This window comes from Moritella sp. F3, assembly GCF_015082335.1.
In the GTDB taxonomy this organism is placed as follows: Bacteria; Pseudomonadota; Gammaproteobacteria; order Enterobacterales; family Moritellaceae; genus Moritella.
Genome location: NZ_BLRL01000012.1, coordinates 73,003 through 99,390, shown reverse-complemented (window position 1 = coordinate 99,390; position 26,388 = coordinate 73,003). Strand labels below are relative to the sequence as shown.

Sequence of the window (26,388 nt, the reverse complement as noted above, 5' to 3'; positions counted from 1 at the left end):
GTTGTTTATACCAATGCCGAAAATTAAGTGATCAAAATGATATTGCTCCTGCAAACCGCTCAAGACATCCTTGTTCGCTTAGACAAGGCCATCCATGGTCATGTATGTTTGCGATAGCAATAGCATTTTTCTGTACAGTTATTTATAGGAATTGGTATTATTATAGTTATCACAACCGTAGTAAAAACCTTACTACTACAGCTATTGTGACCAGCTCGTGTTCACACAACTTGCTGCTTGTAACAACCCGACCAAACCTTCCAAATCGTGATGATTTAATGCCACTTGCGCTTGCTGCTGAACAATCGGTTTAGCATGTATTGCCACGCCTAACGCCGCCGCTTTTAGCATGATCAAATCATTTGCGCCATCGCCAATTGCCACGGTTTGTTGTGGGGCTATTTGATATTGTAGTGCCAGAGCTTGCAAGGTATCAGCTTTGACTTGTGCATCGACAATACCGCCAATGACTTTGCCCGTTAAGGTACCATCGATTATTTCGAGTTCATTGGCATAAACTGCATCAAAACCAAGATCGGCTTGTAAGCGATCGGCAAAATAAGTAAAGCCGCCAGAAGCGATAGCCACTTTCCAGTTGGCTTGATGCAAGGTCGCAATCAATAACTCTAGCCCAGACATCAGAGGCATAGCATCCGCTACTTGGGTTAATACGGATTCAGGACAGTTCGTCAATGTCGCCACGCGTGAACGCAAGCTTTCAGAAAAATCTAATTCACCATTCATTGCTTGCGCGGTTACCGCTGCTACTTGCTCGCCAACACCGGCTAGTTTAGCTATTTCATCGATACATTCAATCTGGATCGTCGTTGAATCCATATCCATTAATACAACACCGGGCTGATTTAAGCTTGGCAGTGTTTGAGTTAAGGCATAGTCAATCTGGTAATCATTGCTCCAGCTCGCTAAAGTATCTTTAAACTGCTGTTGGAGTGTGTCTGTTAATGCAGTAAAACCTAACACCACAATATCGCCTTGCGCCGCGTTGCTATTATTTGCTACAGCGTTGCTATTGCTCGTTACGGCGTTGCTATCGACCGTCACCAATTGCAATGGATAGCTTGCTGGTGGATAAATGATAATACCATCAGCGGGTTGTAAGGCGCTCAGTGCGGATAATAGATTGAGTAAGGCATCACTGCTGATCGTACGGCCGATTAACGTCAGATAATGGCTGCTACTATTGCTATTTGCACTGTCACAATTAGGCTTGTCCATGACGAGCTGCTGTTGCGCAGAGATATTAAATTGGCCTTGGCTGTATGTGACTTGTTTTATTGTGGTGCTTTGCAAAGTTAACAATTGTGGCCATGCTATTGGCGCGGTATTACTAAATAAAGTCTCAGCGAGTTGAGTCATTTTGCTACTAATCCTTGTAAACGATAGGTTACTACTAGCAAAGATAACGCATTAGCCTTAAAATTGCGATTCGTAATTACGCTATTCAGAAAGGATCTTGCTGTGGCTAAAATGAAAAATAATGACAAGTCTGTAGACTCCGAGCTTGTGCCACATGAACCGCATTTAGCGACTCAGCAGGCAACCAAAGACAGTCAGGATAGTAAGGACACTCTTGAAACCAAGTCTAAGCACGGGAATAAATTTCTGAAAGGGCAAACCTCATTACTGATTGGATTAAGTTTGTGTACCTTGTTCATTTTTATTGCCATCTCGTTATATAACAATGTCACGGCTTCGCGTTATCAGCAGGTGGATATGTTGGTGCATTCATTACTGGATTATCCGACTAAAATGGCGGCTAATTTGATTGTTGAACGTGATTCCGAAGATAAGAGCACTCGGATCAAGAGTAGAAAACAGTTACAGCAGCTGGTGGATGAGGTAAGCGAAAATCAGTATGTGACTGGTCTACATATTTTTGCTGAAAATGGTAAGTTATTAAGTTCTTCAGATGAAGACTATGTCGGGCAACTCATCGCCAATAAAAAGTATGAGTCACCAACCGGTGTGCGGGTATATTTAAAACCGATATTGGCAGGTGATTCATTAGTAGAGGGTTCGTTAGGGAAGCAAAAGCCCGTCGGCTTTTTACAGCTGCATTTTAGCTATAAAGAAATGCTGAAAACCTTCACTATTTTCCAGTTTGACGCCACTAAATCTATTTTATTATTGTTCCTGTTGTTATTGCTGTTTGGTGTCATTATCGGTGTGACTGTCAATCGCGTTCATCATAAATTTCGTTCAAAAGGATAATCTGATGTCTAAACATATACATATTCTCGGTATTTGCGGCACTTTCATGGGGGGCATCGCCGTATTGGCTAAACAGCTCGGTTATAAAGTGACGGGATCGGATGCCAACGTCTATCCGCCTATGAGTACTCAACTAGAAGAACAAGGTATCGAGCTGATTGAAGGTTATGATCCAAGCCAACTTGATCCTGCGCCAGATATGGTGATTGTCGGAAATGCCATGTCACGTGGTAATCCGTGTGTCGAGTACATGCTTAATCGCAAGCTGGCTTATACTTCTGGTCCACAGTGGCTATCAGAACATTTATTACAGCACCGCTATGTGATTGCCGCGTCGGGTACTCATGGTAAGACGACGACGGCTGCGATGGTCGCGTGGATATTAGAATACGCTGGGCTCGAGCCTGGTTTTCTAATTGGCGGTGTACCACAGAACTTTACTGAGTCAGCGCGCTTGGGTGGCGGTTATTTCTTTGTTATTGAAGCGGATGAATACGATACTGCCTTTTTCGATAAGCGCTCTAAGTTTGTGCATTACCAACCTAATACCCTGATCATGAATAACCTAGAATACGACCACGCTGATATCTTCCCTGACTTAGCTGCTATCCAACGTCAATTTCATCATGTCGTCAGAACTGTACCGGGTAATGGCCTGATCTTAATGCCAGATAACGAGCCTGCATTAGATGAAGTTAAAGCCCAAGGTTGCTGGACACCGGTGCAACGTTTGTCTTTAGAAAGTGGAGAGATGGGAGATAAGGATAGCCACTGGCAAGCGAAGAAGTTGCGTGCAGACGCGAGTGAATTTGAAGTTTACTGCAAGGGCGAGTTAGCTGGTACTGTGAAGTGGAATTTGATTGGCGAGCATAATTTACAAAATGGCATGATGGCGATAGCCGCTGCACATTATGCGGGGGTTGAATTAAGCCAAGCGATTGCAGGATTAGGTGAGTTTAAAACACCAAAACGTCGTATGGAAGTCAAAGGTGAAGTACAAGGTATTCGAGTTTACGATGACTTTGCGCATCATCCTACTGCTATTACCACTACATTAGCAGGCTTACGTGCTGCTGTGGGTGATGAACGTATCATTGCAGTATTAGAGCCGCGTTCTAACACTATGCGTATGGGCACTCATCAACAAGCGTTAGCACAATCACTAACCGTAGCTGATGATGTATTGTTATATCAACCTGAAGGTTTAGATTGGAATTTACAGCCTGTTGCTGATGAGCTGTGTGTTAGCGATAGTTCTAGCACTAAGAATGACGATAAAGCGGTTATTCACCAGCAGATAGATAGCTTGATCGGGGAAATAAGCAAACGAGCTCATACTCAGGATGGCCCTTGTCATGTACTAATTATGAGTAATGGTGGTTTTGCTGGTATTCATGATAAGTTACTCGCTAAGCTATAGTCGTGATTAATAAATCATAGTAATAATTAATATGAACAAGGGTTATAAATAAGATGCAAACTAATGCGGCGGCAAGCACTAAAGCAGAATTCAGTAAACGTATTACTCTAGGTATTAGCGGGGCGTCAGGCTCACAATACGCGGTGCGTTTATTAGAGCTATTATTAGCGGCGAATGTACAAGTGCATTTGTTAATGTCGGATGCTGCAAAAGTAGTGATGGCGACAGAGACTGATGAAAAATGGCCTGCGGATAATAAATCACTGCAATTGTTTTTAACCGATAAGTACCAAGCGAAAGCTGGGCAGTTGTTGGTACCGAGCAGTAAAGATTGGTTCTCACCTGTCGCATCGGGTTCTGGCGCACCAAAACAGATGGTGATCTGTCCGTGTAGTATGGGGACTGTAGCCGCTGTTGCTCAAGGTATGTCGACTAACTTATTACAACGCGCTGCGGATGTGGTATTAAAAGAGCGCGGCCAGTTAGTGCTGATCCCACGTGAAACACCACTATCGCCAATCCATTTAGAGAATATGCTGAAGTTATCGCGCTTAGGGGTAACTATCATGCCAGCTGCTCCGGGTTTCTATCGTAAGCCAGAAACACTAGATGATTTAATTGATTTGATGGTGGCACGTATTCTGGACCATTTAGATGTAGAACAGTCTATTTATGCTGGGTGGGGACGTTAAGGGGGGAGGTTCATACACCAAGGAAAGAGGCATCTTAATTATATTTACGATTCCCCCGAACCTCAATGTCTGCTTAAGCTGGCAGAGGTTCGGAGGGAATCAGAAGTAATTATAAGTATATTTCCCACTAATTAGCTGTTTAATATTGAGTTCACGAAAGTATAATTTAAATAAAAAGGTTTTATTCGTACGGGGAATGGTAAATGAAACCCACTCTCGGTACTGCTTAATTTGATTAATTAATCATTGTTAATTTTGTATATATAAAATTTATCATTAACTTTAATTGATTTATCTGAAAAATTTGAATTTTCAGTTATGATGTAATCTGCTTTGGGTTTTAACATATTCAAAGAGCCCTTATCTAATTTATCATAAAATTCTTGAGCTTTCATTCTCCCATTAGAAGATGTGGTTTTACCATATACATTGACGTATCGAGTATAGTTATCTTCTATACAAGTGGAATCAAAAGGTACTCCATTTCCATAATAAGTTCCTCTTCCTGTCAATAAGGGGATTGTTGTTTTCAAAAATTTGTTTGGAGGTGATATTATTATGCTACCTTCTTCCGTATTGTTTTTAATCCAATTTACAACATCTAGTTCATCATTGCTAATAAGGTCTATTGGGCGAGGGTGGTTTACGCTATAAAAAATAAATATTAATACACTCACAACAATAAGAAATTTATTTGAGATGTTATGAATTAAATTCCTGTTGGGTAGAAAATTATAAGTATAATTCCCCATCCACCTTTGTGATTTTAATATTAATAAAATGGCTGATATAAAATAACCAAAACTAGTGTATCTTATTGGCGCCGCAGCAAGTATTAATTTGATAGTCGGGTATAGTTCTACAAAAAGATACTGGAATAATAAAGAGCCAGCATAAGAGAATAGAAACATAACACCTATTTTTTCGTAGCCATCCTTTCTAAATAAAGAATCGACCGTACAAGCTATAATTATAAATATATTAATAATAAAGGGGATATACCAATACCCATTCCAACCTACAAATCGACTCGGAATATAATGTTCTGGGAAGTGCCAAACAAAGTAATTGTAATATTCACGAAGGCTAAGATCGACAGCATTAGTTATAGATATGAAGATTAGGCAATTTAGAATGACAGTTAAAATTATGAATATGCCTGTCTGATAATCTTTTTTTGTCCATAGAATAAATAAAAAACAAGCACCGTAGAAAGAAAAAAGAGGGTGTATGAATGTAGATATTGAAACGAATATAAACCCTAAAATCTTTAAGCTTCTTTTTTTAGAAAATAGGTATGAACCAATAAACAAACAAGATACAGAAAATACTGAAGGGTGGAAATCATATGAAAATGAACTCCACCAACCAATTGTAGTTAAAATAAATAGTTTTGGTTTTAAAGAAATAATTGCAATCGCTATAAATAAAAGTTTTTCTCCACTCTTTTTAACAAAACATTTTAAACCTAAAAAAAACGCTACCGGTAACAATGCTACATTTAAAAGGTTTGCTATATAAATACTATCATACCAATTCATTCCCATCAGTTTAAAAGGAGTTAAAACCTGCATGAAAAAATAACGGGCATTCATATCTGTAAAGCAATCTGTATATAGATCATTAATGATGTAGTTAGGATTATACCAATTCATTATACCTGATGCCATATCTAAACTTGGCCAAGACCACACATGCATAGAATTTAGTCCATATGTGAGCATTGAGATTATAGGCAATAAATATACGAGCTGAAGTCTACTTCTCATTATAGCTTCCTAAGCAAACTTTAAACAATGTTTTCAGCACTCCTAAATTTCCTTTTATAGGAGATATTTTTGTAGGAACTTTCCCTTTAGGATATGTTCTACTTACCGGTATTTCGATACACTTATATCCTTTTTTCACGGCTTTAATGGCTAAATAGTAATGAAATTCATAACTAGTGAATACATTTCTAAATATAGCCATATCATCAGCTAGAAGTAAATTTTTACTATATGCCCGAAAACCATTGGTTGTATCTGTGTACTTAAAACCAGATGCTAACCTCATCATTGGAACATGCAAGAGTTTTAGGCCTAATAATCTTGATACTGGGGTATTGATTGCTTTACCTCCTGGGATAAACCTAGAACCTTGAATATGGTCATAACCAAGTTTTAGCTTATTAACAAAATCATTAATATTTTCAACGCTATCTTTATTATTACCATCAATGACAACAATGCCCTTATAGCCATTCTCGATAGCCCATGAAAAGGCAATCCGCATTTGGCTTCCTAGTTTACCTATTTCTTTTTTGACCAATAAAGTGTTCACACCTAAACTTTTTAACGTTTGAGAGTCTGTTGAACCATCGGTACTTCCACCGTCTGATATAATGACATCTACATTTAAAACCGAGTCTTTCATTCGTTGCAATTGTTTGTGTAGCTTCTTGCCCTCATTAATGACAAAAATTGCAACGCAATAATCATGCTCTTTGGGAGAGGTAAATGATTGCTCATATTTTGGAACTTGATAATGTGTAGGTTTGTTATTCATCTATTTCGGCCTGTTTGACTATTATTTGATTTTTCCACTATAGAAGAAAATAATACGTTACTTCTATTTTCATTCAACATGACAGAACTATTACGCTCATAAACAACATTATATTCTTTATGCTCACTTCGATCATTTAACAGTCTCGCCAAGTATTCACCAAAGAATGAAAGCATGATGAATAATATTGTAAATAACATTGACATAAATAAGATTGTGGTCGTCCACCCTGATGCTACTTGGTCATTTAGGAAGTGTACAACAAGGCTATAGAATGAAAAGAACATAGCCATTAAGCTACCAATTACACCAAGAGAGCTCATCCAGCGTAGTGGTTTAGTTGAATTGAAAATCATATGATGTAATGTTTCTTTTATTCCATTAACTATATCCTTTGTCTGAGGTTTCGTAATATACTCATCACACTCAAAAGAATATGGGGGATAGCCAATATTAGCCATTCTCATGTGTAATTTACAATAAAATCGACCTGACTCAGTAATGGCATTAACCGCTCTACGGCTGAAACAGAATGTGCCAGTTGAATTACTAGGTAAACTATAACCTATAGATTGCAACAGCCATGTTGATAAACACCTTAATTTTTTATATATAAAAGATGTGACCTTTTTAGATACACAGATAACAATATCATTACCTGTAAGTCCTTTCTCAACTAAAGAGTCGATTAATTCAAGACTATCGCTTTCAATATTTAAATTAACAACAAAATCTCCAATTGCATTTTCTATTCCTGCAGCTAAGGCGATATCACTACTTACTTCTTGTGATAAACGTATATGGCGAATAGATTGGTGTATTGAGAGGGTGTTCAATAATTCAGTTTCTATATTATCGCTAGACCTTTGATCTATAATGACAATTTCATAATCACTGTATTTCTTATCCAAATGTGGTGATAATACATTTAGATAATTTATTAGTTTCTCTGTTTGGTTTTTTACAACCAAAATCACTGAAACAAAAGTTTCACTTTTCATTATGTATCCAGTCCTAAATCATTAATTGTTTGTATTACATCGTAGATATTATCTATTTTACCACCCATTACACAATGCAAACCGGGTAAACCATAATTGGCTTTGAATAAAATGGGTCTTGAGTCATCTGTATCGCTACTTGGTAATATTGTTTTTACTTCCCACAAGGATTCTTTATATTTAACATCGCTCAAAATTGGCATATACCGCTGTGCGTCTAACTTCATTTTTTTAAATGCACTGCGTTTATTATTTTCACGATAAAGGTTATGGGCATTTACATAGGCTGACTGGTTATTATCATCCCACTCATAGTGAGGGGTATAGCGTACATGGCTGAATGAATGTGCTTGTTTAGATGGAAATGGCATGATGGAAAAAAATGGACCACACATTACAGTGAAGCCCACTTTTTTTAATTCATCAGGAACATCAACAATACACATTTCGGTCATTTCATGCCTAAGCGGTATCAGTTCAATTTTAGAGTCTGCTAACACAGAATTTAATAATGAATAAGTACAGTTGTAAACTTGCTTACTTGTTACATTAAGAGTTTCTGAATCCGAATTTATAGATAATTCAAGTAAAGAGGATGACTGGTTCTGCTTTATCGTAGTAACACAATGATTTAATAATATTTCTACGCCATTATTTTGAATTCGATCAAGCATCGTTTCTTTTAACAAAACGGAGTCAAATGCAAACTCTTTAACTTTAAATATACCATCAATCATATTAGGCTGAACCAATCTATGTATGCTTGAGGGGGCTGGTTCGTGAGAAGCACCTATACGGTCACAAAATTTTTCAAATTGATTTGGAGTCACTTTTCCTAGTCGATTTGAAATCATATAATACTTATCAAAATCACTATCAATACATGATTTAAATTCATCAACAAAGCGAGGAAATGAAATTCGAGATCGCAATGCAGTAAGCACGCTTCTCGGGTAATGATAACCATTATGAACACGAGCTTGATTTGTATATGACGCTCTTTGCATCGCATCACTTTCTTTTTCTACGATCAACACTTTCTTATTCAATCGTGAGAAATACTCAGCAAGATAGAGTCCAAAAAATCCCCCGCCAATAATTGTTATATCTACGTTCTTATCCATAAGTTAACTCACTGTTAAAGCTGTAACACCGAGTATTATTAAAATAATACCTGCTATATTAATCATTGATAAACTCTCACCAAAAAACAAAACTGAGGCTATACCGACTAATGCGATAGAGCCGCTAGTTAAAATTGGGTGCGCAATATTTAGAGGTAAATAGGTGAGTGCTAGGGCATAAAGCACAAAAGCTATACCATAAAGTCCAACACCAGCAACTAAAGGAATATTACTTATAATTGACAGAGGATTACTAAGCTGTATGGGAGTATCCTTTGTAGTCATGGCTACTTTTATTAATACACTCGCAGAAGCATTTGATAATATACCTAAAATTAATATTAGCCACTTCATCTTAATTACCTTGATATATTTTTTGGACTACTTGAATTGAGTTCTCAATTTCTTGTAATGTCGTTGATGTATTAGTTGTGAGCATTTCAATTGTCATAGGCATATTAGGCAAATAGGATTGTATCGCTTTAGCAGCCAGCTTATGGTATGAATTATTCATATTAAGAGGGGCAAGTTGTGGCTCACTAATATGAATGTGATGAATGAGATGCGCTACATTTTTAATAATATCGTTTGGACATTCATCATTGATATTCATAGCTCCAATATCTAGTTGCATACGGATATTATCGTGATCAATTGCTTCAACGATTTTTGCCGTATCAAAACTATTAGTCATAAAATTAGCTTGATAACAGACTGGGTTAGGTTCTAGGCATATCACGACATTTTCATTTTTAGCTATATCACCCAAACGACTAAAAAAACTAATGGCAGTTTTAAGGGTATCTTTATCATTAAGATTCGATCTATCACGATTTTTAGGTGATCCGAAAACGAGTTTTTTAGCCCCTAAAACACTACCAATATGGCAGATATTAGAAAGATGAGCTAATAGCTTATCTTGTATATCAATTGAGCCAAAGACATTTAGCCCCTGCGTACCAAAAAGCAATGCCTGCATGCCAATAGATTCAATGCCTCTTTCAAGCCAATAATCTTTTACTTTTATTATATCTGGAGTTTCTACATCACTTGGATTTTCAAAATATTTAGGGGGGGCGATATCAATATAAGAAACTCCATACTCATTTAATATTTTAGAAACGTCCTGATCAAGAGGGGTATCCCAAGCTATATTTGATATAGAAATCATTACTTATAATCCTTTCTTATTTTCAGATTGTGCATAACTACGAATAGCTAATAAGGTTTCTTTTTTGGAGTACTGGTATGCATTGTTACTATTATATAAATGAGCAAATTCAGTTCTGAAATCATATTTAGCAGGTTCATTCGCTAACTCGTTACCAAAATCAATATTGAAACATTGCTGTGCTATTTCTCGTACAGAAATAGGTTCTGAAGTTAAGTGCATTAATGAGATGTTATTGTCGAGTGCAACTTGAATATCAGCCCATAAGTTGACCATAGGGTAGAACTGAAAAATCCCTCGATTGTCAATCGAATCCAAATGATTATTGTTGAGGAAATCATAAATAATATTTTTCTTTAAGCCTGGGCCAACTAAGGCTGGGAGTCTAATAATTAAATGATTAGGGAAATGACCTTTAACAAATTCTTCGAGCTGATATCTATGCAATCCATAAGGATGTAAATCAGAAATATCTATAGGTGTTGACTCTACCGCCTCTGATGAATCGTTGAAAACATCGACAGTACTAATTAAAATAAAGTTATTACATTTGATTGTAGATAAATGAGATATTAAAGATTTTATTGATAGGTTGTCTGCTTCAGGGTTCTGATTTGCAAGCCACTTTACAGCTGGAGCTCCCGCACAGATTACAGTATCAAAGGTTTTATTTTCTATCTCTGATATATTCGTTGAGCGATAAACACTCTTAAAATGACATTGTTTTAAGAGTGTGCTCCCCACAAAACCTGAATATCCAATTAATGCGTTGTTATTATTCATTATTTTATACCAAATACATTATAAATTGGAAATTCTAACATATAATTTCTGAGCATACTGAACTATTTTAGGGATTTAAATCGCGTTGTTGACTAAATCAGGGAACCTTTCGTAAATTTTGTGAGCTGATTATTATTATGTATTTAAAAAGGTCATTTGATAGGTAAATCGAAGAAAAATCCTAAATTGATCAGAGTATAATAATGCATTAACTCAACGTGGCTCGATTACATTTTTGGTCGACGAATCTGCCATAGAAGAATGTTTTTGCACTAAACATCACGGAAAGCGTGGTCGAGAATTTCAATTCCTGACGTGGCGATTGAAACTGCAATTAATGGTGAAAGGCATATTTCATCTGTCATTGCGCTCATTACAAGGCTTTATCGATTCCATTTTTCTCTGATGAATGTGCGACTGCGCAGTCCCAATTATTCGAGTATTAGTAAATGAGCCCAAATGGTTGAAATAAAATATCGTAACCCATCGAAAGGTGGTATCTGGCATATCGCTATCGATTCGACAGGCTTAAAAGTGTTTGGCGAAGGGAATAGAAAGTTAAGAAGCACGGTAATGAAAAGCGTCGAACGTGGCGTAAACTCGATCCAGTGGTTGATGTTGATACGCATGAGATCGTTCTGCTTAAATGACCCATTGTAAATGTCGCTGATAGTGAAATGCTACCCACGTAGTTAAATTCTCTGCGTCGGTGTGTTTAGACGTTTTAGGTGATGGCGCGTACGACACGAAAGCGTATCACAAAGCGCCACTTATCCCACAACGAAAAGTGGAAGCTGATACTGGCTACCATGATAGATCGTTATCGAAACCGCCATGTATCGGTATAAAACGCTCATAAGCGGAACACTATGAGTTCATTGTTACAACGCTCAAGTTGGTGACGTCTATGCAAATTTCAAAGCGATCAATAAAGACATTAGATTTAGGTATGCCCAAAAGAAAGGCAAATATTTAGATTTTCAGAAAATGGTGATGATCAAACATCAACCCCAAAATTGATGTGATCAACAATGCCGGTTTAAATTAATGGTATTAGGGTCGGATTCGACAATAGTACTAAAATGATTAGTTTGGTTAATTGGGCTATTATTTTAGCTTTCTTTAACTCTTCTTTGATTAGAAGCCAACGTCGACGTCACGTACTTCTCTAAAAATGCAATAATATTTTCCCTACTCATCGCTTGTGGTTGATTAACCAACTGTAAGATCATATAACCTTGGTTTGAGAGGCTACGGGCAAATTCAGTGGTGGTTAAATAAGTATTTATTTCGCCTGATGCGATAGCGGGCTCAATTTTGTTACTGATAATTTCAATATTGCTATCGAGTAAAGTCAGATAGCGTGGCCAGGTATCCTCACGAATAGATGAACTCCATTCTAGCCAGATATAAGTGAATTGTGGATTGTTGATCGCAGCATCGACAAAATCGGCTAAATAATCATGAATGGCTTGATGGACTGTTTTATTTGGCCGGGGGCTTTGACTTGACTGGCTACTTTTATCTGACTGGCGATCGTTGTTTGATGGTTCGTTAACATCAATAAAGTTCTTGCGCACCATGTGGCTGAAAAAATCTTCAATCTGTATTAAGACATTATCAACCAGTTGTTCCCTGCTACTGAAGTAGTTAAAGACTGTCGCGACAGATACTTGCGCTAACTCCGCTATTTCAGCATGACCTGCTCGGCCAAGACCACGTTTAGAGAACACTTCGATGGCACACTGCATTAATTGTTCACGACGTGCTTCGGGAGAGAGACGGGTGCGCCGTCTGATTACTGCAGGCATTTCCATATGGTTGCATCCAAGAGTTAGTGTTAATTGTATTGATTAAAGAGGCTTACCATAAACCCATCCATGGGGGCTTGGGGCTGGCATCCTGCCAGCAATAGCCGACTTACTTTATTCAATACTCTTATGAGAGTTCATTTGTTACAATGCCCACTTGTTAAATTATTGTTAATACTATCACTAGGCTTATATTGAATTCAACCGTCATGTGAAACTAATCACGTTTTTAAGTGGGGGAGTCATTAGTGAACATTATTATAAATGGCCATTACAAATGTAGTGGTTTTTAATTAAACCATTTCGACTATCGCGCTTAGGCTGTTAAACTGCGGGTCATATATCGCATTAGGATTACAGTTTTTAGATATCGACTTTAAATAGCGTTATTTTAAGACATACATTTTTAGAGCTTTGTGCTTCGTCGGTTATTTGCTGGTGGGGCTGAGTTCGTTTGGAGAAGTTAATATGAAACACACTGTTGAAGTGATGATCACTGAAGCTGACGTGCAAGCAAAAGTAAAAGAATTAGCTGCACAAATTGAAACACATTATAAAGGTACTGATACGCTAATCATTGTTTGTTTATTACGTGGTTCGGTTATTTATATGTCGGATCTGTGTCGTCACATTAATTTACCGATTGAATTAGATTTCATGACAGCATCAAGCTACGGTAACTCAATGGAAAGTAACCGTGATGTGCGTATCTTAAAAGATCTAGACAGCGACATTAAAGGTAAAGACGTACTTATCGTTGAAGACATCATTGATACTGGCTTTACGCTAAGCAAGATCAAAACGATGTTAGAACTGCGTGATCCTAAATCAATCACTATTACGACATTACTTGATAAGCCTTCTCGTCGTGAAGTTGCAGTGCCTGTTGATTGGGTTGGTTTTGAGATCCCTGATGAATTCGTGGTTGGTTATGGTATCGATTACGGTCAAAAATATCGTAACTTACCTTACGTAGGTAAAGTTGTACCGTTAGAAGGTTAATTTCTGATGCTAAGACCGGTATACGTACTGGTCGAGTCGTTTAAAGACGTTCAGCCCGGCGTAAATACATCCATGCCAGCAACAGCTGATCTTACTTTAAGCGACTCTCTTTTATTATCATCATTCTGGACTTTAAGTTTTAAAGTCGGATTATATGGTGAGTCTCTACTTCCTCCTCGCATTTCTACGCTATTCACGTATAATTCATCTCCCATTCTTTACCGGATTTGTCCATCACATGACGTTAGCACTTGAAATAAAAGGGCTCCAGAAGACCTATTCTGGCGGAGTTCAAGCGGTTAAAGATATAAATTTGACCGTAGCTAAAGGCGATTTTTATGCGTTACTCGGCCCTAACGGTGCGGGTAAGTCGACCACGATCGGGGTGATGAGCTCACTGGTAAATAAAACCGCTGGGCAAGTTAAGATCTTCGGTTTTGATATTGATACTGACCTGGAATCGGCAAAGAGCCACATAGGTTTAGTACCACAAGAATTTAATTTTAATCCGTTTGAGAAAATTGAAAACATAATTGTTAATCAAGCGGGCTATTACGGCGTGCCACGTAAAGAAGCGTTAGTACGTTGTGAAGCGTTATTAAAACAGCTGGAATTATGGGATAAACGCCATGAAGCGGCGCGTAATTTATCGGGAGGTATGAAACGCCGATTAATGATCGCACGTGCGTTAGTACACAATCCACAATTGCTTATTTTAGATGAACCGACTGCGGGCGTTGATATTGAACTGCGCCGTACTATGTGGGAGTTCTTGCAGCGTAAGAATGAGCAGGGTATTACCATTATTCTGACTACGCATTATTTAGAAGAAGCGGAAATGCTGTGCCGTAATATTGGTATTATTGATAAAGGCTTGTTAATTGAGAATACCTCGATGAAGTCGCTGTTATCGAAACTTAATAGCGAATCCTACCTTCTTGATATTAACAGCCAATTAATTAAACCTGAATTAGAAGGTTACAGCTGTCGATTGTTGGATGATCATACTTTAGAAGTGGATGTGGCTAAGAGTCGTGGTTTGAATTCGTTATTCGCGCAATTAGCGGCTATGGATATTCAAGTTCAAGGTATCCGTAATAAAGAAAATCGTTTAGAAGCGCTGTTTATGGATATAGTGGAGCAGGGTCGACAGGTGCAAGCTGGTTAATAGCTGTGTTGTCCACTAATTGATTAAAGACTAGTTAGGTCACACGAATGGAGTTACAAGTTAACTAAAGACGACAAGACGCCGTAAACCCATCTTATTTGGGCTGGCGCGAGCTTGAGGTTGGCATCCATGCCAGCAACAGTTGTCTTTCTTTATTAACTTTCCACGGATTATCATGCCGTTTGCACAATGGTTGAATTAGTTACGAGTTAAGCAAAGACAGCGTAAGGTTTTGTCCTTGGTCTGCTCCTCCCCTTTTACTTTTTATAAATAAAGAGTAGGTGGAGGTGGGAGAGGCCGTTTGATAAATTTATAGGTTAGTTAAATGAAACAGAATTATTTGATCGCGTTTAAAAGTATTTTAAATAAAGAGATCACCCGTTTTACCCGTATCTGGGTGCAAACGTTAGTGCCGCCAGCTATTACAATGTCGCTATACTTTGTCATCTTCGGTAATCTGATTGGTTCTCGTGTTGGTCAGATGGACGGTTTTAGTTATATGGCGTTTATCGTACCTGGCTTGATTATGATGTCAGTGATCACTAATTCGTATTCGAATGTGGCATCGTCGTTTTACAGTGCCAAGTTTCAAGGAAATATTGAAGAGTTATTAGTATCGCCAGTACCTACGTATATCATTATTGCGGGTTATGTTGGAGGCGGTGTGGCTCGTGGTTTACTGGTAGGCTTAATTGTTACCTGTGTATCGCTGTTTTTTGTACCATTGCAAATTCACAGTGTATTGGTGATCGTAACGACGCTATTACTGACGTCGATCTTGTTTTCGTTAGCTGGTTTATTAAATGCTATCTTTGCTAAAAGCTTTGATGATATCTCAATTATTCCAACGTTTATATTAACGCCGTTAACCTATTTAGGTGGGGTGTTTTACTCAACTTCATTACTACCACCTGTATGGGAAACCATCTCACACGCTAATCCTATTATCTATATGGTCAGTGCGTTCCGTAATGGTTTTCTAGGTATTGAAAATATTCCATTATTCTATTCATTTACTGTCATCATTGGTTTTATCGCTGTGCTATATGCATTGGTATACCGTTTGATCAGTAAAGGTGTGGGTTTAAGAAGCTAAAGTCACGACTGTGGCTAAATTAACAAAGAGTACTTGCTCCTAGCCTCCCCCAATTATTTTTTTAATAAATAGTAGGGGGAGGCCGGGAGGGGGTCATCACTAAATATTTAAAACCGGTAAGAACAATGAACGTATCGAAACAAGAAGAAAAACAAACAGAACAAGACGACGCGATGGGTAACTCTCGCGAGATCACAACCAACCAAACAGGCTTGAACGAGCATTTAGACGAAGTGGTGTTAAAGCATCTGGCGCATAAATTCCGTAAGCCGTACCGTCAGCATACGGTTGAAGCATTTGAGCAGATGCAAGCGATTGTCGCGGCGGATCCGCGTCCGATTATATTTGACTCTTGCTGTGGTGTCGGTGAAAGTACCGCGAAGATCGCACAGCTGCATCCAGACTGTTTAGTGTTTGGTATGGATAAGTCTGCAGACCGTTTAGATCGTAATGAACAGCACCGTCATGCACATAAAGTTGATGGTCAGGTTTACCATTTGTTCCAAGTGGATTTAAACGATCTTTGGCGTTTAGCGGTTGATGCGGGTTGGCAGTTACACAAGCATTATATCTTGTATCCAAACCCGTGGCCTAAAGCGAAACACTTACAACGTCGCTGGCATGGCGCTGCAGTTTTCCCATCTATTATTGCTTTGGGGGGGGAATTGGAGTTACGTAGTAACTGGCCTCTGTATTTACAGGAGTTTCAACGTGCGTTGGAGCTGGCGAAGGTTGGCAGTGAATTGCAGACTTATACCGCAGCTGAAGCAACTACACCATTTGAACGTAAATATTGGGCGAGTGGTCAGACTTCGTGGCAGTTACTCGCTACGTTATAATCGCAGTAAGTGGTAAGTGTAAATAACGGGCTCAGGTTTGATTACATTAGCTTACATTTTATAATTTTTTTTGGTAAATAAATCCGTTGATTTTTATAGGAAGTTGACTGATTTGATTGTTTTTTCTATTTTATGAAATTATATTTCATAGCGGAGACGTAATCACTAATGAGTATATTAATTAGTTGATTAACCTTACTTATTATGCGACCATTGGCGAAAATATAGACTGTAACACAAAAGAGTATTATCTAGTGACAACACTAGCTAATACTCTTTTTGTATGTGCTGGAAATTAAAAATTGTGAATGATATCGGTCTTGGGGTACTGCAACCCTAGGGCGGTAGCGTGTTTTTTATAGTATGATCTAAATCGAACAATCCTGTTCGCCTTGGTTATTCTCCCATCATAGCGGTATAATCCCGCTAATTTCAAAAATTAATATTGGATCATATGAAGCATTATAAAAAATTGCTGGTCGCTATTGCTTTGCCTGTTGTTTTAGCTGGCTGTACTGTACCAGGCGCCTACTTAAATATAGACGATAAGCAAACTACTGCAAATAGTGATGACGGTAATAGCTCAGCAAGCGTTGATATTCTAGACCGTGTTAATCTATACCCATTAACAGCTGATAAAATGGCGACGTATAAAGCACCACGTTTAAGCGCGCAAATTAATCCTGAATTAGACACTCAGTTAGCGGCATATGAATACCATGTTGGCGCCGGTGATATTTTAAATGTCACTATTTGGGACCACCCAGAATTAACTATTCCTGCAGGTTCTTACCGTAGTGCCAGTGAGTCGGGTAACTGGGTACACGCAGACGGCACGATTTTCTATCCTTATATCGGTTTTGTGCCTGTAGCGGGTAAAACAGTGGTTGAAATTCGCGCCATGTTGACCAAAAAATTAGCTAAGTTTATTGAAACCCCACAAGTAGATGTCAACGTGGCGGCTTTCCGTTCTAAAAAAACCTATATTACTGGCGAAGTAGATAAACCTGGTCAACAGTTTATTACTAACGTGCCATTAACACTACTTGATGCGATTAACCATGCAGGTGGATTAGCTGAAGATGCTGATTGGCGAAATGTAACTCTAACACGCCAAGGTGTTGAGCAAAAACTGTCTTTGCATGCCTTGATGCAACGCGGTGATTTAACTCAAAATCGATTATTAATGCCGGGTGATATTGTTCATGTACCACGTAACGATGGCCAAAAAGTATTTGTAATGGGCGAAGTTAATGAACCTAAATTATTAAAAATTGACCGTGCAGGCATGAGCTTGACGGAAGCATTAAGTAACGTTGGTGGTATCAACCAATTAGCGGCTGATGCGACGGGGATCTTTGTGGTGCGTGCTAACCGCACTGTTGATACAGACAATGCTGAAACTGCGCCTGATTCAGAAACAGACGCGAATATAATTGCCGACATTTATCAATTAGATATCAGTAATGCTGCGGCATTGGTTATCGGGACTGAATTTGAATTACAGCCTTATGATATTGTTTACGTAACAGCTGCCCCTATTACCCGCTGGAATCGTGTTATAGGTCAGATATTACCAACAGTAACAGGCTTTAATGAGCTGACTGAAGGTGTTAACCGAGTTCGAGCTTGGTAATTTATTTACCGTGAAGCATTAATTGAAAGGTTATGAATTAAAAGGTTATTGTTATGTTTAATAATATTTTAGTCGTGTGCGTCGGTAATATTTGCCGCTCACCATCGGGCGAGTATTTACTTAAAGCGTTATTACCAAATAAAAATGTTGAATCAGCTGGCGTTTGTGCACTGGTCGGCAAACCTGCTGATAAACTAGCTTGTCAGGTGGCTGAAGAGCATGGCGTTAGTTTGGATGGTCATCAAGGCCGTCAGTTAACATCAGCATTGTGTCGTGAGTTTGATTTGATCTTAGTAATGGAACAAGGTCATATCAATGCCGTAACTAACATTGCCCCTGAAGCGCGTGGTAAAACTATGTTGTTTAGTCAATGGTTACAAAAGCAAGATATTCCCGACCCGTACCGTCAAGGTAAAGAAGCGTTTGAGCATGCCTATAAATTAATTGAAGCCTCAGCAAATGCTTGGGCATTGAAGATCGGTTAGGGCTTTTAGCTTAAGTAGTTGGATTCAAAGCAGCTAAGTAAATAGAAACTTGGCAGTACAAGATATGTGAGTAAAAAGCGAGGTTAGTTAATAATCTCGCTTTTTAGCGCTTAAATTTAAACATTGGAATTAGATTATTATTATGAGCAGCAATTCACTTAATCAAAACAATAAACCGCAATCGTCATCAGGCGGGGATGCGGACGAGATCGATCTAGGTAAGTTATTCGGTATATTATTGGATGCACGTTGGAGTATTATTGCCGTCACGTTTATCTTTGCGGTAATTGGGGTTAGTTACGCGTTATTAGCGACACCGGTTTATAAGGCTGATGCCTTGATTCAAGTCGAGCAAAAAAGCAGTGGTATGTCAGCACTGGTTGGTGACATGGGGGATATGTTTTCAAGTGAGTCCTCGTCAACTACTGAAGTTGAGATCATTAAATCACGTATGATCTTAAGTAAAACTGTTGAAAAGTTAAATTTAACTACACTTGCTGCTCCTAAATATTTACCAGTTATTGGTAAAGGTTTTGCACGCATGAGCGGCCAACAAAATGACATTGCTATTAGTCGTTTTGAAATCCCTAACTACGCATCACCAGCATTGAATTTAATCATTGATGATGCCAGTAAAGGCGCTTATTCATTATATGACGCTGAAGAGCGTAAAGTATTATCCGGTGTTGTAGGTGAATTAGCGCAGAGCAATGATTACAGTTTATTCGTACAAGTCTTAGTGGGTAACAATACTGATAAATTTTCTGTAGTGAAACAATCTTCATTCGATGCTATCCAATGGTTACAAGCAGGTTTATCCGTAAGTGAGCGCGGTAAGCAAACAGGTATTCTTGAGTTATCGTTTAGTGGTGAAAATAAAGTCTTAATTCAAGCTATTTTGAATGACGTAAGTCAAAACTATTTCTTACAAAATGTAGAGCGTAACTCGGCTGAAGCTGAAAAAAGCTTAGAATTTTTACAAGGTCATCTACCTAATATTAAAGTTGGATTAACCGCTGCAGAGGATACTCTTAATCGTTTCCGTCAAGATAATGAATCAATAGACTTAGGTTTAGAGGCGCAATCGACATTAAAAGTTATGGTTGCTCTAGAGGCCCAGCTTAACGAATTAACCTTTAAAGAAAGTGAAATTAGCCAACGCTTTACTAAAGACCATCCAGCTTACAAATCATTGTTAGATAAACGTGAAGTGTTATTAGCGAAACAAGATGAGCTAAATGCTCAAGTGCAAAAGTTACCAAAGACTCAGCGTGACGTATTACGAATGAAGCGTGATGTTGAAGTTAATCAGCAGATTTATATTCAGCTTTTAAATAAAGTACAAGAGCTAAATATTTTAAAAGCGGGCACTGTAGGCAATGTACGCATTTTGGATACAGCACAAGCCTATAATCAAGCTGTTAAACCGAAAAAATCGCTGGTTGTAGTATTAGCTACCTTATTAGGTGGCATGCTTGCGGTTGCCGTTGTACTTGTTAGAGCTGCGTTACATAAAGGCGTTGAAAACCCAGATGAGATTGAAGCATTAGGTTTACCCGTTTACGCAAGTATTCCAATGTCAGATTGGCAGGCCGAAATGGATGCGAAACTTAAACAAAATAAGCGTAAGAAAAAGCTCGAATTACATGAAACATTATTAGCTGAATCTAACCCTGCGGATCTATCTATTGAAGCATTACGTGGCCTACGTACCAGCATGCACTTTGCCATGATGGAAGCTAAGAACAATGTAGTTATGATTTCAGGTCCTGCGCCAGGCATTGGTAAATCATTTGTATCAGTTAATTTTGCTGCTGTTATTGCTAAGACTGGTCAAAAAGTACTGATTGTTGACGGTGATATGCGTAAAGGTTATTTACAACGTCATTTCAACCTCGACTGGGATCGCGGCTTATCAGAAATGTTATCAGGTAAATTAGAAACTAAAGATGTAATCAAAGCATCGGGTATTGAAAACCTAAATGTTATTACGCGGGGGCAAATACCACCAAACCCTTCTGAGTTATTAATGCATCCGCGCTTTGCTGATTTTGTTGAATGGGCATCAAGCCAATATGACTTAGTGATTATAGATACGCCACCGGTACTCGCAGTAACAGATCCTAGTATTGTGGGTGCATTAGCGGGTACAACCTTAATGGTTGGTCGTTTTGGTCAAAACACCGTGAAAGAGATCGAAGTAGCTCGTCATCGCTTTGAAATGGCGGGGATTGAAGTTAAAGGCTTTATTCTGAATGCGGTTGAGAAGAAGGCGAGTGCGTCTTATGGATATGGTTATTATAACTATAGCTACGAGAGTGATAAGTCTTAGTTGTAAATAAGAACAAGACCAATTGAACCCTTTAATATAGCTAAGTCAAATGAAACAATGACCACTGGTTAGTTCTAACCCGTGGTCTCATTATGAATTTAAAGTGTCTTAGGGTTCTTTCTTACTGAGGTTTGAAGCTTAATTAATTCAATAATAAACGTAGTGACTGAAATGTATTATCACAAACAGAAAAAGTGCATAGATGAGAAGAAACTAGTCATCATATGGTTACCTCGGGTCAGAGTTAAAAAATTTAGCTTACATAGTGTCATTTCAAATAGTAAAAGGAAAGTACGACAAATGCACTCTTCTATTTTATACCCGTTAAAGTATAAAATGTGCAATAGAGGTATTTAAGTAAACGACTCAGAGCCTTTGCTAGCTCGAATATTAATGTGTTTTCTGTGATGTTCGCCAGTATTCATAATGGAGTATAAGTGAAGATAATTAAAAAAATAACTGATTTAAAAAAAAAATCAGGAGTAATGAAGTATTTTGCAAACACATCATGGCTTTTTGCTGAGAGACTATTAAGAATGAGTCTTGGGCTTTTGGTTGGAGTTTGGGTTGCTAGATATTTAGGACCTGAGCGATTTGGTTTGTTTAGTTATGCTCAAAGTATTGCGGCACTATTTACAACAGTAGCAACCTTAGGACTTGACAGTATCGTAGTAAAAAAATTAGTCGATGACCAAAGTGACAGAGATAAAATTCTAGGGACTTCATTTACACTTAAATTTATTTCCGCTATATTTATACTTATATTACTTTGGATTACGTTATCTTTATCATCGGAAGATTATCAAACTAACATACTTATTTTTATAATCGCATCCTCTACAATATTTCAGAGTTTCAACGTTATAGATTTATATTTTCAAAGTAAGATATTAAGTAAATATATTGTTTATGCTAATACGTTTTCGCTTTTATTATCATCTTTCTTAAAGATCATATTAATTTTGAATAATGCACCTTTGGTCACATTTGCTTATCTAGCGCTCTTTGATAGCGCTGTTTTAGCCGTCGGCTTTTTACTTTCTTATAAATTCAACTTTCTATCTATCCTAAAATGGAAATTTGATAACGAATTTGCTAAAAATTTATTAAAAGAAAGTTGGCCGTTAATTTTAAGTGCAATAGTCGTTACATTGTACATGCGAATAGATCAAATAATGATTAAGAACATGCTTGGAAGCGTAGAGGTTGGTCAATATACTGCAGCAATCAGGTTAAGTGAAGTGTGGTACTTTATTCCAGTCGTTATTTCGACATCATTATTTCCAGCTATTATTAACTCAAGAAAAATATCGCAAGAACTATACTATTCTCGAATGCAAAAACTATATGATTTGATGTTTGTTTTATCAGTAATCATAGGTGTTATAATTATGTTTTTGGGGCGTTGGATAGTTTATTTTCTCTATGGTTCTGAATTTAGTGATGCATATAGTGTTCTAATTATTCATATTTGGTCTGCAGTTTTTGTATTTCTTGGTGTCGCGAGTAGTAAATGGTTTATTGCTGAAGGATTACAAAAATATTCATTATATAGAACAATTTTTGGAGCTGTATTAAATATTTTATTGAATTTGTATCTGATTCCACATTATGGAATTAATGGTGCTGCCGTCGCAACGTTATTTTCTCAAATCACAGCATCATATCTATTTAATATAGTAAATAGAAAAACAAGGATTACCTTTTTTTTACATACAAAGGCTTTATTGTTACCTTTTAGAGTAATAGGATTTAGATTTTGAAAGACTTAGCTCCCATCGTATTATTTGTTTACAATCGCCCTGATCATACGTTAAAAACATTACATGCTTTACAGAAAAATAATCTTGCAATAGATAGTGATTTATTTATTTATTCTGACGGAGCTAAAGATAGTTATCAAAAAGAAAAAGTAGAAGAAGTCAGAGAGTTAATTTGTAACCTTTCAGGGTTTAAAAATGTAACAGTTATTAAGCAGAAAGAAAATTTAGGTTTAGCTGAATCTATTATTAAAGGTGTATCTAAGATCGTAGATATATATGGTAAAGTAATAGTACTTGAAGACGATATTGTAACGAATCCTTATTTCTTATCTTTTATGAATAAGTCACTTTCTTTATATGAAGAAGACTTAAACGTATGGCATATTAGTGGTTGGAATTATCCCATTAAGAACAATGACACATCGGATTCATTTTTTTGGAGAGGGATGAATTGTTGGGGGTGGGCTACTTGGCATAATCGTTGGACTCATTTTGAAAAAAAACCTAGCGAAATATTAAATAGCTGGGACAAATCTAAGATATCTCGATTTAATATCGAAGGAACAAATAACTTTTTCTCTCAAATAGAATCTAATCATAATGGTAGGTTAAATACTTGGGCTGTCTTTTGGTATAGTACGATTTTTAACCACAATGGGCTGTGCTTAAATCCTTATAAATCGTTAGTGGAAAATGTAGGGAATGATGGTTCGGGTGAAAATTGTGGTAGTGTCGATATATATAGGAATAAAAATTCTGATTTTTGTCCCGAAAAATACCCTGATATTATAATTGAGTCCAAGCTTGCTGTAAGTGCAATAAAAAAATTTTTTAAATGGAATAATTCAAGAAATATATTTGTAAGGATTTTTAGAAAGTGTAGGAGAGTGTTTGGATTATGAAAATATTAATAGTTTCTGCTTTTGAAAAACAAGGTGGTGCTGCAATGGCGTCAAATCGTTTATTTGAATCTTTCAAAAATCAAGATGATATGACTACACAATTGATGGTTAGAAGTAAAAAAAGTATATCCTCTCAAATAATAGAATCCCATAATATAAAAAATAAAGTTTTTAATATTATATTCTATAACATAACAAGTAAATTTTATTCAAAAGTTTTGAAAATGCCAAGTTTTTCATCTGGAAATTGGTTTCCTAGTGTGGTACTGAATAAAATTAATGAGTCTAATGTTGATATTGTGAACTTACATTGGATTAATTCAGAATTTATTTCTATTAACCAAATTTCTAAAATAAAAAAACCTATCGTAATGACGTTACATGATATGTGGGCATTTTGTGGCGGAGAACATTATTCTGGTCCTCAAGATTATTATATCTCTGGTTATCCTAACTTAAATGATTCTGATTTAAGATATAAGTTCAATCAATCTGTATGGAGAAGGAAATATAATAATTGGAAAGTACCTTTTTATATAGTTACACCTAGCTCATGGTTGACTGATTGTGCGAAAAAAAGTGCTTTATTTAAAGGTTGGCCTATTTACACAATACCTAATGTGTTGAATACTGATATTTTTTCACCTAAAAAAATAGTTACATCTCATATTGTTGAAAAGAATGAATGTTTTATTATAGGTTTTGGAGCTATTGGTGGAACGTTAGATTCTCGTAAAGGTTTTGATCTTTTATTAAAATCTTTAGAATTAATGAAAAAAAAATACTCTAGAAAAATAAAATGTTTGATATTCGGGCAAGATAAGCCTGCCAACTTTCCTGATGTAGGATTTGAAACAATATTTACTGGTCATATATCTAACGAATCTGAACTTTCGATTATATATAACGCTATGGATTTAATGGTCGTTCCATCAAGGTTAGAAGCTTTTGGGCAAACGGCTAGTGAGGCACAATCCTGTGGTATTCCAGTCGTTGCGTTTGCGACTACTGGATTGATCGATGTTGTTGAGCATAAAAAAACAGGTTATCTAGCTAAACCTTTCGATTGCGAAGATTTGATGAATGGAATTGAATTTTTTTATAATATACATAATACAAGTCGTTATCGAATGATAAAGGAATCAGCTCGGAAAAGAGCTGTAAGTCTATGGAGTGAACAAATTATAAACCAGCATTATAAAAAATTATTTAATATGGTTTTAAATGAAAGAAATTAAATTACGTAGTTTTTCATTAGTTCTAATTGTTCAAGCTTTTATTTTATTAATGGCCTGGCAGTTAAGTCATTTACTTCCATTTTATGAGCGCATATCGCCTAGGATTATAATAATATATTTTTTTGACTTTACTTTTCTTTTATTTTTGTTGTATGTGTTTTTTTATTTTAATAAATTTTACTATAAAGGAATAAATGTTTTTTTTGAAAATACTCTTCGGCGTTTAGTAGAAGATAATATCCTGTTGATTTTCATTGTTTTTTTATTTATTTTATTAGAAAGTATCCCTCGGATACCACTGGTTTTATCTGGCGTGTCTAGGGAGGATTTGGTTTTTGAATTTGGCCGAAGCCGTTTTATAATGTTTATTACTATGCCTATTTTAATTTTAACTGGTATTTCAATTGTATTTTCTTATTCATATAAAATTAGATTTTTGTTAATAGCGTCATTTTTTCTATTGGTTATTTATTCCCTTTCTCGAAGTGAAATCCTAAAGTTAATATATATAATTATGGTCATAATTCCATTTGGAAGTGATAAAAAAATATATTTAAAAATGTTCTTTTTAATGCTGCTGCTTGCTTTGTTAGGGGCTGTTTCAACTATTTATCAAGGTAGAAGTGTAACCATTATTAGTGCTGCTGTGAATATGTCAGAGTCATTATTTAAATATACTACATTTTCAATGTATTTGGGTGATTTAGTTATTGACAAGTTTGAACATGATTATGAAAAAATATTGTTTCCTTTTTTTGGCTTTTTTAGTGAACGATTTCTTTCTTTATTTAGCTCATTAGATAATCCAGTGGGCGTAAATAATTCAAGGTTTGTTTCAGAGTTCATTCTATTAGGTTACTCAAATGCTTTATCAGCTAATGTTGTTTACCCTTGGAACACATGGTTTTATGCAATGTATGGTTCGATAGGTATAATTATTAAAGCAATTTACACTTATTTATTATTACATTTTACTTTTAGATGTAAGTTATTTATTACCCATGTATTTTTTCTTTTTTCTTTTCTTGTCACTCAATTTTCAAAACATCCATTTATTAATAATGATGCTGCTTATTTGGTTGTGTCATGTTTATTTTTAGATGTATTTATTAAGTACTTTAAAAATAAAAAACTGCGTTATTGACA

At 36.6% G+C, this 26,388-nt stretch carries 23 protein-coding genes and 1 pseudogene; 15 read left to right on the top strand and 9 right to left on the bottom strand.

Annotation, left to right across the window (positions count from 1 at the left end; all coding sequences use genetic code 11):
- Nucleotides 1-201: 201 nt before the first annotated feature.
- The gene (gene serB, locus JFU56_RS17520; RefSeq protein WP_198438560.1) at nt 202-1,377 is read right to left on the bottom strand and encodes a phosphoserine phosphatase SerB; all 1,176 of its coding nucleotides are present in this window, start codon (nt 1,375-1,377) and stop codon (nt 202-204) included.
- A gap of 111 nt (nt 1,378-1,488) precedes the next feature.
- On the opposite strand from serB, the gene JFU56_RS17515 reads away from it, so the two are divergent.
- The 3 genes from JFU56_RS17515 to JFU56_RS17505 are packed head-to-tail and all read left to right on the top strand — an operon-like array spanning nt 1,489 to nt 4,344.
- Nucleotides 1,489-2,232 carry a hypothetical protein gene (locus tag JFU56_RS17515; protein WP_242066005.1) on the top strand — a complete coding sequence of 248 codons (744 nt, stop codon included), beginning with the start codon at nt 1,489-1,491 and terminating at the stop codon, nt 2,230-2,232.
- 4 nt (nt 2,233-2,236) lie between these two features.
- On the top strand, nt 2,237-3,652 hold the full coding sequence (gene mpl, locus JFU56_RS17510; protein WP_198438558.1) for a UDP-N-acetylmuramate:L-alanyl-gamma-D-glutamyl-meso-diaminopimelate ligase: 1,416 nt from the start codon (nt 2,237-2,239) through the stop codon (nt 3,650-3,652).
- A gap of 53 nt (nt 3,653-3,705) precedes the next feature.
- Nucleotides 3,706-4,344, top strand: coding sequence for a flavin prenyltransferase UbiX (locus JFU56_RS17505; protein WP_198438557.1), 639 nt, complete (start codon nt 3,706-3,708; stop codon nt 4,342-4,344).
- 239 nt (nt 4,345-4,583) lie between these two features.
- On the opposite strand, the gene JFU56_RS17500 is transcribed toward JFU56_RS17505, so the two are convergent.
- From JFU56_RS17500 to JFU56_RS17470, 7 genes are read right to left on the bottom strand one after another with little or no spacing between them, the layout of a single operon-like run.
- Nucleotides 4,584-6,113, bottom strand: coding sequence for a hypothetical protein (locus JFU56_RS17500; protein WP_198438556.1), 1,530 nt, complete (start codon nt 6,111-6,113; stop codon nt 4,584-4,586).
- A complete protein-coding gene (locus JFU56_RS17495; RefSeq protein WP_198438555.1) occupies nt 6,103-6,891 on the bottom strand; it encodes a glycosyltransferase family 2 protein in 789 nt (262 codons plus the stop codon). The genes JFU56_RS17500 and JFU56_RS17495 overlap by 11 nt, the downstream gene beginning before the upstream one ends.
- A complete protein-coding gene (locus tag JFU56_RS17490; protein WP_198438554.1) occupies nt 6,888-7,892 on the bottom strand; it encodes a glycosyltransferase in 1,005 nt (334 codons plus the stop codon). The genes JFU56_RS17495 and JFU56_RS17490 overlap by 4 nt, the downstream gene beginning before the upstream one ends.
- A complete protein-coding gene (locus JFU56_RS17485) occupies nt 7,892-9,016 on the bottom strand; it encodes an FAD-dependent oxidoreductase (RefSeq protein ID WP_198438553.1) in 1,125 nt (374 codons plus the stop codon). Before JFU56_RS17485 ends, JFU56_RS17490 begins: the two co-directional genes overlap by 1 nt.
- Before the next feature lie 3 nt (nt 9,017-9,019).
- Nucleotides 9,020-9,370 (bottom strand): SMR family transporter, encoded by a 351-nt coding sequence (locus tag JFU56_RS17480; RefSeq protein ID WP_198438552.1) that lies wholly within the window; start codon nt 9,368-9,370, stop codon nt 9,020-9,022.
- 1 nt (nt 9,371) lies between these two features.
- A complete protein-coding gene (locus JFU56_RS17475; RefSeq protein WP_198438551.1) occupies nt 9,372-10,187 on the bottom strand; it encodes a sugar phosphate isomerase/epimerase in 816 nt (271 codons plus the stop codon).
- Between the two features lie 3 nt (nt 10,188-10,190).
- Complete coding sequence (locus JFU56_RS17470) at nt 10,191-10,970, bottom strand: NAD(P)-dependent oxidoreductase (RefSeq protein ID WP_198438550.1); 780 nt, start codon at nt 10,968-10,970, stop codon at nt 10,191-10,193.
- Between the two features lie 178 nt (nt 10,971-11,148).
- Here JFU56_RS17470 and JFU56_RS17465 point away from each other — a divergent pair.
- Nucleotides 11,149-11,946: pseudogene (locus tag JFU56_RS17465) on the top strand (IS5 family transposase).
- A 136-nt stretch (nt 11,947-12,082) separates the two neighbouring features.
- Here the strand turns inward: JFU56_RS17465 and JFU56_RS17460 are convergent.
- Entirely contained in the window at nt 12,083-12,787 is a 705-nt protein-coding gene (locus JFU56_RS17460) for a TetR/AcrR family transcriptional regulator (RefSeq protein WP_198438549.1), read from the bottom strand.
- A gap of 462 nt (nt 12,788-13,249) precedes the next feature.
- On the opposite strand from JFU56_RS17460, the gene hpt reads away from it, so the two are divergent.
- The 11 genes from hpt (at nt 13,250) to JFU56_RS17405 (ending at nt 26,386) form a co-directional block, all read left to right on the top strand.
- Nucleotides 13,250-13,783, top strand: coding sequence for a hypoxanthine phosphoribosyltransferase (hpt, locus tag JFU56_RS17455; protein WP_198438548.1), 534 nt, complete (start codon nt 13,250-13,252; stop codon nt 13,781-13,783).
- A 238-nt stretch (nt 13,784-14,021) separates the two neighbouring features.
- On the top strand, nt 14,022-14,951 hold the full coding sequence (locus tag JFU56_RS17450; protein ID WP_198438547.1) for an ABC transporter ATP-binding protein: 930 nt from the start codon (nt 14,022-14,024) through the stop codon (nt 14,949-14,951).
- 325 nt (nt 14,952-15,276) lie between these two features.
- The gene (locus JFU56_RS17445) at nt 15,277-16,047 is read left to right on the top strand and encodes an ABC transporter permease (protein ID WP_198438546.1); all 771 of its coding nucleotides are present in this window, start codon (nt 15,277-15,279) and stop codon (nt 16,045-16,047) included.
- A 125-nt stretch (nt 16,048-16,172) separates the two neighbouring features.
- On the top strand, nt 16,173-16,886 hold the full coding sequence (locus tag JFU56_RS17440; protein ID WP_198438545.1) for a tRNA (guanosine(46)-N(7))-methyltransferase TrmB: 714 nt from the start codon (nt 16,173-16,175) through the stop codon (nt 16,884-16,886).
- 454 nt (nt 16,887-17,340) lie between these two features.
- Nucleotides 17,341-18,522, top strand: a complete 1,182-nt coding sequence (locus tag JFU56_RS17435; protein WP_198438544.1) for a polysaccharide export protein — start codon at nt 17,341-17,343, stop codon at nt 18,520-18,522.
- A gap of 53 nt (nt 18,523-18,575) precedes the next feature.
- Entirely contained in the window at nt 18,576-19,007 is a 432-nt protein-coding gene (locus JFU56_RS17430) for a protein tyrosine phosphatase (protein WP_198438543.1), read from the top strand.
- 142 nt (nt 19,008-19,149) lie between these two features.
- Nucleotides 19,150-21,339: a polysaccharide biosynthesis tyrosine autokinase gene (locus JFU56_RS17425; RefSeq protein ID WP_198438542.1), complete on the top strand. Its 2,190-nt coding sequence runs from the start codon at nt 19,150-19,152 to the stop codon at nt 21,337-21,339.
- A 437-nt stretch (nt 21,340-21,776) separates the two neighbouring features.
- Entirely contained in the window at nt 21,777-23,102 is a 1,326-nt protein-coding gene (locus JFU56_RS17420; RefSeq protein WP_198438541.1) for a flippase, read from the top strand.
- A complete protein-coding gene (locus JFU56_RS17415; RefSeq protein ID WP_198438540.1) occupies nt 23,099-24,004 on the top strand; it encodes a glycosyltransferase in 906 nt (301 codons plus the stop codon). Before JFU56_RS17420 ends, JFU56_RS17415 begins: the two co-directional genes overlap by 4 nt.
- Nucleotides 24,001-25,242 (top strand): glycosyltransferase, encoded by a 1,242-nt coding sequence (locus JFU56_RS17410; protein ID WP_198438539.1) that lies wholly within the window; start codon nt 24,001-24,003, stop codon nt 25,240-25,242. Before JFU56_RS17415 ends, JFU56_RS17410 begins: the two co-directional genes overlap by 4 nt.
- The gene (locus JFU56_RS17405) at nt 25,229-26,386 is read left to right on the top strand and encodes a hypothetical protein (RefSeq protein WP_198438538.1); all 1,158 of its coding nucleotides are present in this window, start codon (nt 25,229-25,231) and stop codon (nt 26,384-26,386) included. The genes JFU56_RS17410 and JFU56_RS17405 overlap by 14 nt, the downstream gene beginning before the upstream one ends.
- The last annotated feature ends 2 nt before the right edge of the window (nt 26,387-26,388 follow it).

Coding starts and splice junctions, on each gene's coding strand:
- JFU56_RS17445 (WP_198438546.1), top strand. CDS start 15,277: ATGAAACAGAATTATTTGATCGCGTTTAAAAGTATTTTAAATAAAGAG.
- JFU56_RS17475 (WP_198438551.1), bottom strand. CDS start 10,187: ATGATTTCTATATCAAATATAGCTTGGGATACCCCTCTTGATCAGGAC.
- JFU56_RS17460 (WP_198438549.1), bottom strand. CDS start 12,787: ATGGAAATGCCTGCAGTAATCAGACGGCGCACCCGTCTCTCTCCCGAA.
- JFU56_RS17450 (WP_198438547.1), top strand. CDS start 14,022: ATGACGTTAGCACTTGAAATAAAAGGGCTCCAGAAGACCTATTCTGGC.
- JFU56_RS17515 (WP_242066005.1), top strand. CDS start 1,489: ATGAAAAATAATGACAAGTCTGTAGACTCCGAGCTTGTGCCACATGAA.
- JFU56_RS17480 (WP_198438552.1), bottom strand. CDS start 9,370: ATGAAGTGGCTAATATTAATTTTAGGTATATTATCAAATGCTTCTGCG.
- mpl (WP_198438558.1), top strand. CDS start 2,237: ATGTCTAAACATATACATATTCTCGGTATTTGCGGCACTTTCATGGGG.
- hpt (WP_198438548.1), top strand. CDS start 13,250: ATGAAACACACTGTTGAAGTGATGATCACTGAAGCTGACGTGCAAGCA.
- JFU56_RS17440 (WP_198438545.1), top strand. CDS start 16,173: ATGAACGTATCGAAACAAGAAGAAAAACAAACAGAACAAGACGACGCG.
- JFU56_RS17490 (WP_198438554.1), bottom strand. CDS start 7,892: ATGAAAAGTGAAACTTTTGTTTCAGTGATTTTGGTTGTAAAAAACCAA.
- JFU56_RS17410 (WP_198438539.1), top strand. CDS start 24,001: ATGAAAATATTAATAGTTTCTGCTTTTGAAAAACAAGGTGGTGCTGCA.
- JFU56_RS17495 (WP_198438555.1), bottom strand. CDS start 6,891: ATGAATAACAAACCTACACATTATCAAGTTCCAAAATATGAGCAATCA.
- JFU56_RS17435 (WP_198438544.1), top strand. CDS start 17,341: ATGAAGCATTATAAAAAATTGCTGGTCGCTATTGCTTTGCCTGTTGTT.
- JFU56_RS17500 (WP_198438556.1), bottom strand. CDS start 6,113: ATGAGAAGTAGACTTCAGCTCGTATATTTATTGCCTATAATCTCAATG.
- JFU56_RS17425 (WP_198438542.1), top strand. CDS start 19,150: ATGAGCAGCAATTCACTTAATCAAAACAATAAACCGCAATCGTCATCA.
- JFU56_RS17430 (WP_198438543.1), top strand. CDS start 18,576: ATGTTTAATAATATTTTAGTCGTGTGCGTCGGTAATATTTGCCGCTCA.
- JFU56_RS17485 (WP_198438553.1), bottom strand. CDS start 9,016: ATGGATAAGAACGTAGATATAACAATTATTGGCGGGGGATTTTTTGGA.
- JFU56_RS17470 (WP_198438550.1), bottom strand. CDS start 10,970: ATGAATAATAACAACGCATTAATTGGATATTCAGGTTTTGTGGGGAGC.
- JFU56_RS17505 (WP_198438557.1), top strand. CDS start 3,706: ATGCAAACTAATGCGGCGGCAAGCACTAAAGCAGAATTCAGTAAACGT.
- serB (WP_198438560.1), bottom strand. CDS start 1,377: ATGACTCAACTCGCTGAGACTTTATTTAGTAATACCGCGCCAATAGCA.
- JFU56_RS17405 (WP_198438538.1), top strand. CDS start 25,229: ATGAAAGAAATTAAATTACGTAGTTTTTCATTAGTTCTAATTGTTCAA.